The sequence below is a fragment of the Foetidibacter luteolus genome, from assembly GCF_009650435.1.
Taxonomy (GTDB): Bacteria; Bacteroidota; Bacteroidia; order Chitinophagales; family Chitinophagaceae; genus Foetidibacter; species Foetidibacter luteolus.
In genome coordinates this window covers 26,690-39,542 of the sequence record NZ_VVIP01000043.1, presented here as the reverse complement: position 1 = coordinate 39,542, position 12,853 = coordinate 26,690, and the positions used below count along the sequence as shown (strand labels likewise).

General features: G+C 43.1%; 12 protein-coding genes. 5 read left to right on the top strand and 7 right to left on the bottom strand.

Going from position 1 to position 12,853, the window contains the following annotated elements; translation table 11 throughout:
* Nucleotides 1–483: 483 nt before the first annotated feature.
* The 3 genes from F0364_RS12805 to F0364_RS12795 form a co-directional block, all read right to left on the bottom strand.
* Nucleotides 484–1,836 carry a Y-family DNA polymerase gene (locus F0364_RS12805; protein WP_153798179.1) on the bottom strand — a complete coding sequence of 451 codons (1,353 nt, stop codon included), beginning with the start codon at nt 1,834–1,836 and terminating at the stop codon, nt 484–486.
* A gap of 26 nt (nt 1,837–1,862) precedes the next feature.
* The gene (locus F0364_RS12800; RefSeq protein ID WP_153798178.1) at nt 1,863–2,468 is read right to left on the bottom strand and encodes a 2'-5' RNA ligase family protein; all 606 of its coding nucleotides are present in this window, start codon (nt 2,466–2,468) and stop codon (nt 1,863–1,865) included.
* 235 nt (nt 2,469–2,703) lie between these two features.
* Entirely contained in the window at nt 2,704–3,300 is a 597-nt protein-coding gene (locus F0364_RS12795) for a 2'-5' RNA ligase family protein (RefSeq protein ID WP_207632652.1), read from the bottom strand.
* Between the two features lie 120 nt (nt 3,301–3,420).
* Between F0364_RS12795 and F0364_RS12790 the strand changes: the two genes are divergently transcribed.
* From F0364_RS12790 to F0364_RS12775, 4 genes are all read left to right on the top strand, one after another.
* Nucleotides 3,421–3,933 (top strand): LexA family protein, encoded by a 513-nt coding sequence (locus tag F0364_RS12790; protein ID WP_153798176.1) that lies wholly within the window; start codon nt 3,421–3,423, stop codon nt 3,931–3,933.
* A gap of 190 nt (nt 3,934–4,123) precedes the next feature.
* On the top strand, nt 4,124–5,230 hold the full coding sequence (locus tag F0364_RS12785) for a PA0069 family radical SAM protein (protein WP_153798175.1): 1,107 nt from the start codon (nt 4,124–4,126) through the stop codon (nt 5,228–5,230).
* A gap of 243 nt (nt 5,231–5,473) precedes the next feature.
* Nucleotides 5,474–6,316 (top strand): three-Cys-motif partner protein TcmP, encoded by an 843-nt coding sequence (gene tcmP, locus F0364_RS12780; RefSeq protein WP_153798174.1) that lies wholly within the window; start codon nt 5,474–5,476, stop codon nt 6,314–6,316.
* Nucleotides 6,316–7,035, top strand: coding sequence for a DUF5131 family protein (locus F0364_RS12775; protein ID WP_153798173.1), 720 nt, complete (start codon nt 6,316–6,318; stop codon nt 7,033–7,035). Before tcmP ends, F0364_RS12775 begins: the two co-directional genes overlap by 1 nt.
* An 80-nt stretch (nt 7,036–7,115) precedes the next feature.
* Here F0364_RS12775 and F0364_RS12770 read toward each other — a convergent pair whose 3' ends face one another.
* From F0364_RS12770 to F0364_RS12755, 4 genes are all read right to left on the bottom strand, one after another.
* The gene (locus F0364_RS12770; RefSeq protein WP_153798172.1) at nt 7,116–7,460 is read right to left on the bottom strand and encodes a hypothetical protein; all 345 of its coding nucleotides are present in this window, start codon (nt 7,458–7,460) and stop codon (nt 7,116–7,118) included.
* Between the two features lie 191 nt (nt 7,461–7,651).
* Nucleotides 7,652–8,449 (bottom strand): uroporphyrinogen-III synthase, encoded by a 798-nt coding sequence (locus F0364_RS12765; protein WP_153798171.1) that lies wholly within the window; start codon nt 8,447–8,449, stop codon nt 7,652–7,654.
* Nucleotides 8,450–8,478: 29 nt separating this feature from the next.
* Entirely contained in the window at nt 8,479–9,531 is a 1,053-nt protein-coding gene (locus F0364_RS12760; protein ID WP_153798170.1) for a DUF4271 domain-containing protein, read from the bottom strand.
* 38 nt (nt 9,532–9,569) lie between these two features.
* Entirely contained in the window at nt 9,570–11,363 is a 1,794-nt protein-coding gene (locus tag F0364_RS12755) for a POTRA domain-containing protein (protein ID WP_153798169.1), read from the bottom strand.
* 223 nt (nt 11,364–11,586) lie between these two features.
* Here F0364_RS12755 and hemW point away from each other — a divergent pair, with 223 nt between their 5' ends.
* Nucleotides 11,587–12,714, top strand: coding sequence for a radical SAM family heme chaperone HemW (hemW, locus tag F0364_RS12750; RefSeq protein ID WP_153798168.1), 1,128 nt, complete (start codon nt 11,587–11,589; stop codon nt 12,712–12,714).
* Nucleotides 12,715–12,853 lie beyond the last annotated feature (139 nt).

Here is a 12,853-nt window from a genome sequence, read left to right as displayed (position 1 = left end):
AAACACTTTTCTAAAAACACAATAAGTAGTCAATTCTGCACACCTGTCAGGTTAAATTGCACGGCCGTTAAAATGTTCAAAATAACAACGGTTAGCATATTATTTTTACATTCAAATATGCCCCTTTAGTAGGCCCTCTACCACCCTTAACTATGATATCACAGAAAAATATCATCGTAAAATATTACCCCTGTGATAACGATTTACAGCCCGGAAAAACCGGGCTTTATATCCTTTAATTCACTTATGTTCTCCGGTAGTAAAATCACTGACTTAACCAGTCAAAAAAGTATGGATTTGTTACTTTATTGTACTGTCAAATTAGCCTTGTGTTATTTTTAAAGTAATAGTAAAACTGAATAAGCCATACAATAACAATAAGAAGATAGTAGAATAGTCTATGTAGTGGCATAGCGCTGGTGTTTTTGTTTAAAAACTTCAAAACAGTAAAAAAAAGCGATATTATTTTTTTTCAAAAACATTTCACACAGTTTCACACAATTCATCCCACCGGCTGGTGTACCTGGGGCTCCGCAACTCCTGCCGCATCTTCCAGTTGCGTTCTGTTCCCGAAGCGGCAAACTTTAAAGCATCATCCCGCATGCTGAAGTTGATATTGTCAATCATCCCCATCAGCATCCGGTGATTATTCCGCGATTCCGGTACAAACAGGTTGCCCTGTATAGATTCATCCGGTACCAGCCCGCTAACCGTAACGCCTGCCTTTTTATAAAGAGAGCCATCCTTATATACTTCATCCACCAGTTTTACAGCCGCCTTAATAAGTTCATGGGTTAACGAGGTGGCGTGCGGCAAAACGGTGTAAGCACTTATGGTTGGGCCATGCCTGAAACGTTCCCCATCTTTAGGCGCAACTTTGGGAACAACAAAAATGCTGACAACCGAGGCTGCACTTTGCTGTCTCCTTAACTTCTCTGCACAGCGGGATGTATAGGTGGCAATGGCTTCCTTTATGTCTTTTATCGTTTTTACTGGTGCTCCAAACATGCGGGTGGTTGCAATCATTTTCTTTTCATCCAGTTCATCTTCCATCTGCATAACAGGCTCGCCTTTTAGCTCCTTTATCAACCGCAGGCCAGTAACGCCACCCAGGTTTTTGCGGGCCCACTCCTCGTTCATACAGCGTAACTGGTAAGCATCGTCAATGCCAAAGCGTTTTAGTTTTTCTGCATATTGGTGCCCCACCCCCCATATATCACCAACTTTTGTACGGCATAGCGCATCGTTTATTTTTTCAGGTGTATCTATTACCATTACACAGTTAGAGACCCCCTTATCTTTTTTACACAGCCGGTTAGCCACCTTGCTTAACACTTTGGTAGGGGCCACGCCTACAGAAACGGCCACACCTGTCCACTGTTCTACCGTATAACGTATTTGCAGGGCTGCTTCATATAATTGCTCATGCGGAATATCTTTTAGGTCAAGAAAAGCTTCATCAACAGAGTATACTTCTACATTGTCTTCTTCCACAATTGTTTTAAGTGTCTCCATCACACGCCAGCTCATATCGCCATAAAGATTATAGTTGGATGAAAATGTTTCCACCTTATGCTTCTCTATAAATGGCTTGGCCTGGAAGTATGGTACCGTCATGGTAATGCCTAACTTTTTGGCCTCATCGCTCATGGAGATTACGCAACCGTCATTGTTACTCAGCACAATTACCGGCTGCTCTTTCAAATCCGGCCTGAACACCCGTTCACACGAACAATAAAAACTGTTGCAGTCAACAATAGCGTAAAACCCCCTCCGCCGCCCGAAGGGGTAACCGGTAACCGGCTGTGTTTTTATGTAACTGTTTTTGGTTAACATCGTTTCTTGTAAATACGTCAGTGTAGTCAAAATAGGCCTTTCTGCACCGCTTTCGTATTCAGGTCTTTAAAGTCAAAGCGTTCAACTGCTTTATATCCTTTTTCTCCGGTGCGGCGTTTAAGCAGCAGCATATAATCAGCAATAAACCTTCCATGAAAATGTTTGTGCTCATATTCCTGCCAGCTTTTTTCGTACTGCCAGGGCTGCAATTTTCGGGCTATGGTTAAGTGGGGCTCGGTAATAAAATGCGGCTTATGATCTTTATCCAGCTTCATCAGCTTTTGCGCAGCCCGGATGGATTTAACCGTGTCAACAATCTGCACTTTGCTGGTAATGTTGATATATATAGTGTGCGAGGGAAAGCTGCCATAATTCTTCAGCTCAACCTTAATGGCGGGTAAGCCCAGTGCAATGCTGTACAAGTGCTGCACAATACGCGGCTGCATCATTTCGTACTGCTGAAATTTTACCAGCGTAATATGCGGCTTGCCAAAAGTTGTGTCACACTGGTACTGCTGTTTGAAGTAATTCTTTTCTTCAACAATCATGTTCCATAATTCTTCATGTGGCTGAAGCACCAGCAGAAACTCACATTCGGTATAACCGGGTAATGACAGTAATTCGTTTTCCATAATATACCCCAACCCCTAAAGGGGAGTTTTGATGCTTTGCTTTAATGATGTTTAGTTAATTGTGCAGGCTTGCATTACTGCCTGCAGCCGCCATATATTCCGAACGATGAAAGGATTGCGACGCAACAGGCGATGCCATGAAAAACTTTCGCTGGTATCATAAATTGTTCCATGTTCAAAAGTTCAATGCTTATAGTATCTGTCTTGAACGTTAGCGTTGAATAATCCAGCAACCTTACGCTTCCGCCAGCCTGAATACATTTACGGTTTCACATTTATCGTACTGGCTTTTGCGCCGTAACAACACCAGTTCTCCAACTGTAAACGAGGCGTGAAAAACTTTCTGAGAATAATCCAGCATGGCTTTGTCGTACACACGCTCCTGTATGCGGCGGGCAATAGTTAAGTGCGGGTGAGAAATAAAAAAGGGTTTAGGGCAACCATTGCTGTTGATGTATTGTTCCAGCATTTTTAAAGATGCTGCCATTTGTTTAAAAGGTTCATGCTCCTGCACACGCACATACAGTGTTTTCGAAGAAGGAAAACCGCTGAAATTATTCAGCATTACTTCAAAGCTTTTGTGCGAGCCAACAATGCGGTGCATGTAACGTATAAGCGTTTCTTCCATGGCTTCTTTGGCCATAAAATTAGCAATGGTAATATGGGGCAGGGTTTTAATGGCAATCCGTTCCTGGTAGGCGTTATAAAAATTTTGCTTCTCTGCAACCAGTTGTTCATACACTTCTTTAGCAGGGTGTACAACCAGCAAATACTCGTATAAGTTATTCCCCGCAAAAGCAGGCCCGGTGTGCATTTGATAGGAAGTGTGCATAACTAATATTTTTAAAAACAAATAATTTAGCATAAAATTGCTAAATAAATTAGTAAGTACCAAATAAATTTTCCTTCGCTTTGTGGGGACAATGCGGGGAGCCACCTTAAAACAGTTTATATGGAAAGGGAACGCATGTATGGCGCCGCTTATAACGGCAGCAAAGATTTTACGCAACACGATGTGCAGGCGGCCAACGCCACCGGTTTTGGCGCAGCCGCAGATGATTACATGGAGCGGGGCATAGACTTAAACGAACAGCTTATTTTAAACAAGCCTGCTACTTTTTTCTTTCGCATGAACGGCGATGCTATGATGGACGATGGCATTTTTAATGGCGATATTCTTATTGTTGACCGCAGCCTTAAACCTGTAAGCGGCAAGGTTATCGTTGCCATTGTAGATGGCGAATTGCTGGTACGCCGCCTGCAAAAAAATATCAACAGCGTGGTGCTGGCCGCCGCCAATAAAAAAATGAGCGATATACAGCTCTCGTACTTTGATGACCGCAGTAATGTTTGGGGCGTGGTAAGTTGTGTAATACATATCCTGGAAAAAAGTTTGCTGGGCAACAACAGCAAAGACACCTACAAACACCGCGACAGGCATATCAACAAACGCATGTTTTACTAATCCATTTGCAATAATTAAACGGGCAGGAAATTTTTTATGGGCCCGGCAGGACGAACTACTATGAGGCGTCCCTTGCGTCGCACTCTTGTGCGGCTGTATCGCTGTGCAGCAATGTGCATCAGCTTAAAAAGATGCATGCTTTCGCCAGTGTTACGGCATTATCGCTTTCGCAACAATTAAACACAACATCATGAAAAACTCATCATATAATCCCAATGAAAAACCCCGCCCCAAACAGGAAAACGAAGAAACTTACCTGAAAGGCAGGGGGGCGCAAATCAATACAAAGAACAGGTTCCTCATCAATGAATCAACCAGGGAGCATATAGAAGGGATAGATGACTGGACAGAAGAAGATGTTGCTACACAATACATTGAAATATTCCCCAAAACCATCGTGAACAAGGTTGACAGCCCGGACGTTGGCATGTGGTACAGCATGAACCCTTACCAGGGCTGTGAACATGGCTGCATTTACTGCTATGCCCGCAACTCTTTTGAGTACTGGGGTTACAGCGCCGGGCTTGATTTTGAATCTAAAATACTCGTAAAGAAAAATGCGCCTGACCTGTTGCGTAAGTTTTTGATGAACCCCAAATGGGAATGCCTTCCTATAAGCCTCAGCGGTAATACGGATTGCTACCAGCCTGCGGAAAAAAAGTTTCGTATTACCCGCCAGTTACTGGAAGTATGTAACGAATTTAACCAGCCTGTAGGTATGATAACCAAGAACGCCGGCATGCTGCGGGATAAAGACCTGCTGCAGGAAATGGCTAAGAAAAAACTCATCAGCATACTCGTATCCATCACCTCTTTTAACGAAGACCTGCGGCGGGTAATGGAGCCACGCACTACTACGGCTAACCAGCGTTTAAAAATTATACACGATTTAAGCCAGGCAGGTGTGCGCATGGGCGTTATGCTGGGCCCTATGATACCAGGGCTTAACGAGCATGAGATGCAACGGATTATGAAAGCCGCTACTGATAATGGCGCTACCTTTTCTGCGTACACATTCATACGGCTTAATGGCGCTATTAAAATCATGTTTCATGACTGGCTCTACAAAAACTTTCCCGACCGTGCGGACAAAGTATGGCACCTGATAGAAGGTGGCCATGGCGGAAAGGTGAACGATAGCCGCTGGGGTGTGCGTATGCGTGGGGAAGGCCCTATCAGCGATTTGGTGCGGCAGCAGTTTCATAAGTACAACAAACTCTACGGCCTTAATGCGGAGCGCTGGGAATTAGATTGTTCGCAATTCAGAAGGCCGGGAGAACAGGGGCGGTTGTTTTGAGAGGGTTACTTCAATAATATGCTGCTGCAATAGTTTGTTTTTGAAAATCTATTTAATTAATTGATAATCAATAATATAATTTTTTATCATCCTTGAAAATCCAAAATGTCATTTTGGATTTTCAAGGAGAAGTGGGTATGAGGTTATCAAGCTATTAGCGTTGATCATTGGATTAGCACTAAGGAATCTGAGCGAAACGCTTTAACATGGATTTCGTATTTTTCCTAATTAAAAAATACCCTTATGAATCAACAATTCGGAGGTGATTGGACACAACAGAAAATAGAGATAGTGGTGTCATATGCAAGAGCTTATCTGACTATTATGAATAAGTATCCACAATTTAGAACTCTCTATTTTGATGGATTTGCTGGTTCTGGAAGCATTTCAAAAGAAGAATCGGAAATTGATACCGTAAAAGGTACCGCAATTAGAATTTTAGAAATCGATTCTCCTAAAACTTTCGACATGTATTATTTTGTTGAAAAGAATGGAGCATACAAAAAAGATTTGGAAGCCACAATAAAGTCTGATTTTTCTATTAGGAACGCTTTCGTTGTTAATGAAGATTGTAACAAGAAGCTCATTGATCTCGCAAAATTTCTTAAGAAAGAACGCGACTTCAGAGTATTGGCATTTATTGACCCTTATGGTATGGTTGTTAAATGGTCTTCTATACAAGCATTAAGTGGCTTAGGTGTGGACCTATGGATTTTAGTTCCAACAGGTATAGGCGTTGGAAGATTACTAAAAAATGATGGTAACATTTCAGATGGATGGTATTCAAAACTTGAAGATTTTTTGGGTATAAAAAGAGGTGAAATAAAAGAAAGATTTTACAAAGAGGTGTCAATGCAAGATTTATTCGGCGCCGATATAACTTTGCACTATAAAGAAAGTAATTCGATACAAAAGATTCATGCTCTTTATAAAGAAAGGTTATCAACCGTATTTCGATTTGTTTCGGATGCTTTTGTTCTACGTAATTCTCAAAACTCTATCATGTATCACTTTGTGATGGCAACTAATAACGAAGCAGCACTTAAAATTGCCAATCATATTGTTAAACCCAAATACAAATTGTAATGGCACAATCCAGTATTGAATGGACAGAAATGACATGGAATCCAACCACTGGTTGTACAAAGATTTCAGCAGGTTGTAAGTATTGCTATGCGGAGGTAATGACAAAACGGTTGCAGGCTATGGGTATCGAAAAGTATGCTGATGGCTTTGCGGTTAAAACACACGAGGAATCACTACATATTCCTTACACTTGGAAAGGTTCAAAAGTTGTGTTTGTGAATTCCATGAGTGACTTGTTTCATCCGGAAATTCCTTATGAATTTATACAGCGGGTATTTGAAGTAATGAACGATACACCACAGCATATTTACCAGGTGTTAACCAAGCGTTCAGAGAGACTAAAAGAGCTTCATCATTTACTTAGCTGGACAAGCAATATCTGGATGGGTGTTTCGGTGGAAAATGAAAAAGTCTTGCACCGTATAAATGATTTGAGATTTATCAATGCCGAAACTAAGTTTCTTTCCTGCGAACCTTTAATTGGTCCGTTGGAGAACATGAACCTACAGAATATAAACTGGGTAATTGTTGGGGGTGAAAGTGGAAGAAAAGCCAGGCCTATGCAGGAATGGTGGGTGTGGGATATCCATCAGCAATGTGTTGATAATGAGGTTGCTTTCTTTTTCAAGCAGTGGGGAGGAACAAATAAAAAGAAAACCGGCAGAATTTTGGGGGGCAGAACCTACGATGAGATGCCATTGAAAATAGTGGCAGCTTGATAGCTACGCTTGCATACGTTACCATCCTTGAAAATCCAAAATGTCATTTTGGATTTTCAAGGATGCCTTAATATGACATGCTACTCATTAAAAAAAGATAACCATCTTTTCAAAACTTCTTTTACTTCGTCAGAAAAGTCTTGTATATCAGCTTCCGTAACATAACCATCGTGCAGAAGGCCGGCAATGGCTCCCAGGTATTCTGAACCACCAAGACCATTATGCCGCCTGGCAATAGCTTTATCGTGCTGCTTGATGGTTTGAAACAACTCCATGTAAGCATCCCTGTTATCCAGCTTACCTTCATTCCAGCGTGCTAAAATATCCCCGGCTTTTTCAAGGCCTTTTTTGTAAGTAGCATCAACCCCTTTGGCTAAAATAATATGGGCCAGCTTTTTGTCGGATTTTTTAAGATCGTAATACATACGATAAAGCTAATATTTTAACGGATGCCGCGTGAGGGATTGAAGCGGTTACCCCGCTGAAGCTTTGTGCGTTGGCTTTGTGGCGGAGTAATAGCGGAAAGCCCGACCCCGCCCTGTATTTTGGCGGGGCACGCCCTAAATAACAAACCCCGGCTTATAGCCGGGGCCTGTTGTATAATGAGAAGTTAATGTTAACCTTTTCCACCTTTTGATAAAAACTGCTCTAAAGCGGCTACCATGCTCGGCGCTTGTGGGGCCGGGGCTTTAATATCTATTTTAAAACCTGCATCTTCGGCAAACTTGGTGGTGTTGCTGCCAAAAGTTCCAAAAGATGTTCCGTTTTGTTTGTATTCAGGAAAATTGTCCAGCAGGCTTTTTACACCACTGGGCGTAAAAAAACAAATAACATCGTATTCGTCTTTCTCCAGCACTTGTTTTACTTCGTTGCTGATGGTGCGGTACATAAAGCCTAACTGAAATTCGCAATTGTTGGCTTTTAGCCAGCTTACAATGTCGTTATCCTGTTGGTTTTCGCTGCACACATATAAAAAGCTTTCGTTGCCTTTGTGTTTATTAATTACATCAAACAGGCTTTTATTGCTGCCATCCGCGCCATAAAACACTTTGCGCTTACGGTACAGTATAAATTTTTGCAGGTAAAGCGCTACGGCTTCTGTAATGCAGAAATATTTGGTATCCTGGCTGATGGTAACTTTCATCTCATCGCACATGCGGAAGAAATGGTCAATCGCGTTGCGGCTGGTAAAAATTACGGCCGAAAATTTAGCGATATCAATCTTTTGTTTGCGGAAATCTCGGGCAGGGATGCCTTCCAGGCGTATAAAGGGATGAAAAACTAATTCCACTCCATACCGTTTTGCCAGGTCAAAATAGGGAGATTTCTCGCTTTCCGGCCTGGGTTGGGTAATCAGAATTTTTTTAGCGCCTTTTGCAACCGCTGTTGAACTTTTGGCCCCGTTTTTTAGCATGCGTCTTTTCTGTATATTTAGAAATGGGATTAGATGTTCCTGGATACAAAATTGAACAATACCTTGTAAATAACAATTATAGGCACTATTTCAACTGCGCAAAGGTAAATAAAAAAGTGTAAACCGTTCACTTTCAAATTGCCACGTACTGTTGCCAGTGAAACCAGGTACCGGTAAGCCAGCATTATTACCACCAGGCAGGCAGTAATGGTTATCAGCACTTTATTTACATCGTCGCCGGAAAAAGCATACAAAAGCAAAAGTGGCAACAGGAAAACTCCTAACATTTTATTAGTTAAAAAAACAATAAAGGCGTAGGTGTCTGTAGCTTCGCCGGCGTTAAAAACCCAGCCTGTAAACTGCAATACCAGGTATTTTACCAGGTAAACTGCTGCCAGCAGGCCGGAGCAGTATAGCAAAATCCACCAGAAACCGGTTACCTGCAGCCAGTTATTGCGCATGGCAGAAAGACTGATAAACACACCGCCTACCAGCACAAAAAAGATATTCATGAGCAGCGATGGCAACCTGTCCTGCAGCAATTGTTCCCGGGTTTGTTTTTGGCGAAAGCTGGTTTGAAAAAAGAGCCGGAATGTATTAATGAAATATTTAGGAAAGAATAGCCTTATAAAGCCAAGAAAAAACAGAATACCTACCAGTACATAAAAAAGTTCATCCTGCGCATGCGGCTGGCGAAAAGATTCTATGCGGTAAAGCGGTTTACCGTTGGGTATACCTGGCAGGTTAAACAAGCGGTTAAACAGGGTATCTGTTTGCCAGGTAAGTTTTGGCGGAAGCGCTTTTTTAGCGAGAGAATCTTTTTTGGCTGCTGCTATTCTAAGGGAGTCTGCAATGGCCGCTGAGTCTTTCTTCACCGCCTTAACAGAATCCCGCCGGGTTGCGGCAGAAGCAGGCGTTGCGGTTTTTATCCTGGCAGTATCTCTTCTTACAGGCGCTTGCTTTACAGTGGCAGCCTTTGCTGCCGGGGTATCTTTGCGTAGCGGCTTCACGCTGTCATTTTGTGCAATGGCAACACCCCAGAAAGATAGTTGGAATAAAAGCAGGTAAAATTTCAATCTCATCGCTTGGCGCAAAAATATAGCAGGCGGCAGTAACAATGTTAAAAGCGGCTTACAAATCCCAAATGAATTTTAGACTGCCGGAAATCCAGCCGGGTATCATCTCTTTTACCTACTGCATAGCTAATGTTGAAAATACCACTGCCGGTTTCAAACGCCAGGCCTATACCCGTGCCAATGTAGCTATGGTTGTTGCTGGTGCTGTTGGTTTTAAAGGATACCGTGCCCACATCTGTAAACACAAAAAAATACGAATTCTGCGCCAGCAGGTAACGGTATTCCAGCGTAGCCACTGCGTAAAAGTTGCTGTAGATGCTTTCTTCATCAAAACCGCGCAGCAATTTATAGCCACCCACCTGGAACAGGTCGTTCAAAAAATAGTTAGGGCTTTGGTACCAGCCGCCCTGCAATGCGGTTTTAACGGTTGATTGCCGCCCTGTTTTAAAATAACGGGCGCCATTCAGTTTTACCCTAAACTGGTAGGCGTTAAGCTGTACGGTATCGTAAAGGCTGTTATAATCAAAATCAGGGTCTTTAAGCTGGCTGATGGTATTGTTTCTCCTAACAGTTTTTCTGCCGGCATATACCATCAAGGTAAGCTCATTGCCAGATACCGGGTTATACCGGTAATTAGTGTTGTTAAAGCTGTATTCTATACCCAGGTTTAGAGCGCTTACATCGTTTACCTGGGGCAATTGTTTGGTAAGCTTTACCAGGGTAGTATCTACATTAAGCACGTTGGTACTGGCGGTTTGCAAAAACACTTTACCGCTTTGCCTGCCGGATAAAGCATAGCTAACACCAAACACCGCATTGATATTAAGAAACGTGGAATCTTTTTTAAACAACTGAAAATTAAAATCAAGCCCCAGTAAAGAGCTGAACAGGTACGGCCGCTGAAAATGTATATCCAGCCGCGGGGATTGTGGCTGTATCTGCTGCCAGTTAAAGCCAATAGTTTCCCCTGCGCCAAAAGCGTTCTTCAGGTTAAGGGTGGCTTCGCCGGTAAGCAGCAGTTTACCGCCCAACTGCTGGTTGGCCGGCAGAAAGCCCACCAGCGCATTTATTTCGTTGCTGCGTTTTTGGTTAAGGTAAAGGTTTAATACGGCGCCGGTGTTCAGCATAGTAACATCCCACGGTTGTACCTGTTGTAAAAAAGGTAACTCCTGCAGGCGTTGGTTAACGCGGGTTAGCTGCCGGCGGTTATAAAGGCTGCCTTTTTCAATACCCAGGTAATGGTACAGGTAACTGCTGTTTATTTTGGCGGTACCGGTTATGGCAATGCTGTCTATTTTATACAACATCCCTTTGTCAATGTTCAGGCGGCCTGTTAACAGGTTATTGTTCAGTTGCAGGCTGTCAAGCGCAACTGTGGCAAAAGGGTAGCCATTGTCTTCAAAATAATTCAACAGGTCTTCGTAAAGTTTAGATACCGCCTGCGCATCAAAAGGCTTGTTGTTAAAAGTTTCTGCTTTATAACCCAGGTTATGTAGTAACGGTATATCTGCCTCGCTAAACGTTAATCCCTGCCACAGGTATTTTTCGCCACAGAACAAATGAATGCCTGTTGTTGTGGAATCATTCCAAACAGAGTCCACTGATGCTGAAACATATCCTTTGGAGGAAAGCAAAGACGGCAGCCGGCTTACATAAGCCATACAGTCTTTTTGCGAACTGAACTTTGTGTTAAGCTTTAGCTGCTGTATAAATTCCGCGGATTTATCTGCGGGTTGCACTATAAGCGTATAGCCGTTTTGCGCCATAATGCTACAGCACATTACACAGGGCAACAACACCAGCAAAGCCCGCCATTTATATTCGCTTATTTTTGCCATTTACAGCTTGTGGAAATGTACCATTGCGTATAACCGGCAGTGAACAATTTTTTGGCACTTAGCTGCATTACAACTATGAGGCTTTACTTGTGTCACTCACTTGTACGCCTTGTCCGCTACTCAGCAGGTTGCATCAACCTGTAATTTGGGTAACCGGTTTATTTGCGCCGGGTAAGCTATGGTAACATAACCGGCGACAAGTTTACTAAAGATAAACGTAGATATGGCAGGTATTTATATTCATATTCCTTTTTGCAGAAAAGCCTGCCACTATTGTAATTTTCATTTTAGTACGGGCACCGGTTTAATGGGTGATATGTTGAAGGCTATTGTAAAAGAGGCGGGGTTAAGAAGCCAGTACATTGCCGAACCTGTTGAAACCGTTTACTTTGGCGGTGGTACGCCATCGTTATACAGTGCGGATGATATTAAACTGATACTTGAAAAACTGGCCGGCTTATTTGCTGTTACCCATGATGCGGAGATTACCCTTGAAGCTAACCCCGACGATATTGATGCGCAAAAGCTACATGGCTGGAAGAATGCCGGTATTAACCGGCTAAGCATAGGCGTGCAGTCCTTTCTGCAAAGCGACCTGCAATGGATGAACAGGGCGCATAATGTACAACAGGCGGAAAGCAGCATTGTACTGGCGCAGGATGCCGGGCTTACCAATATTACCATTGACCTTATTTACGGTACACCTACGCTTAGCGATGAACAGTGGAAGCTTAACGTAGAAAAAGCCCTGGCACTGGGCATCACCCATTTATCCTGTTACGCTTTAACCGTAGAACCCAAAACAGCCCTGGCCGATATGATACGGAAAAACAAAATAGCCGATGTGAGTGAGGATAAGCAGGGCCGGCATTTTGAAATGCTGATGGACTGGCTGGCCGCCGCCGGCTGGGAGCATTATGAGATATCCAACTTTGCCTTGCCGGGCCACCGCAGCCGGCATAACAGCGGTTATTGGCAGGGCAAACCCTACCTTGGCCTGGGCCCTTCGGCGCATTCTTTTAACGGCAAGGCAAGGCAATGGAATGTTAGCAATAACCCGGCCTACCTTAAAAGCATAGAAGAAAACAAAGTGCCGTTTGAAGAAGAAATACTCACCCCGGTGCAGCAGCTAAACGAGTACATAATGACGGCGTTAAGAACAGCCGAGGGGATTAACCTTGCTGCAGTTGAAACTAAATGGAATGGCCCTGCCGCTGCCGGTATTTTAAAAGGCGCCGGCAAATTTTTGCAAAATGATTTGATGGTGTTGAATAATAATAACCTGGTGCTTACACGCAAAGGCAAATTAATGGCAGATGGTATTGCTGCGGAATTATTTGGGGAAGAATAAGTGCGCTAAGCAAACGGGCTTCTGCCAGGGTCTGAAAAGATGCCATGAAAAACTGAACGTACAAGTGTTCCAATCTTGCTGCTTCGTCACGCAAGATTGCTCAACAGGCGATGCCATGAAGTACCCAAAGCCGGGGCAC

Bases quoted from the DNA above. Each gene is read 5' to 3' on its own strand.
- F0364_RS12805 (WP_153798179.1), bottom strand. From the start codon at position 1,836: ATGTTAACCAAAAACAGTTACATAAAAACACAGCCGGTTACCGGTTAC.
- F0364_RS12800 (WP_153798178.1), bottom strand. From the start codon at position 2,468: ATGGAAAACGAATTACTGTCATTACCCGGTTATACCGAATGTGAGTTT.
- F0364_RS12795 (WP_207632652.1), bottom strand. From the start codon at position 3,300: ATGCACACTTCCTATCAAATGCACACCGGGCCTGCTTTTGCGGGGAAT.
- F0364_RS12790 (WP_153798176.1), top strand. From the start codon at position 3,421: ATGGAAAGGGAACGCATGTATGGCGCCGCTTATAACGGCAGCAAAGAT.
- F0364_RS12785 (WP_153798175.1), top strand. From the start codon at position 4,124: ATGAAAAACTCATCATATAATCCCAATGAAAAACCCCGCCCCAAACAG.
- tcmP (WP_153798174.1), top strand. From the start codon at position 5,474: ATGAATCAACAATTCGGAGGTGATTGGACACAACAGAAAATAGAGATA.
- F0364_RS12775 (WP_153798173.1), top strand. From the start codon at position 6,316: ATGGCACAATCCAGTATTGAATGGACAGAAATGACATGGAATCCAACC.
- F0364_RS12770 (WP_153798172.1), bottom strand. From the start codon at position 7,460: ATGTATTACGATCTTAAAAAATCCGACAAAAAGCTGGCCCATATTATT.
- F0364_RS12765 (WP_153798171.1), bottom strand. From the start codon at position 8,449: ATGCTAAAAAACGGGGCCAAAAGTTCAACAGCGGTTGCAAAAGGCGCT.
- F0364_RS12760 (WP_153798170.1), bottom strand. From the start codon at position 9,531: ATGAGATTGAAATTTTACCTGCTTTTATTCCAACTATCTTTCTGGGGT.
- F0364_RS12755 (WP_153798169.1), bottom strand. From the start codon at position 11,363: ATGGCAAAAATAAGCGAATATAAATGGCGGGCTTTGCTGGTGTTGTTG.
- hemW (WP_153798168.1), top strand. From the start codon at position 11,587: ATGGCAGGTATTTATATTCATATTCCTTTTTGCAGAAAAGCCTGCCAC.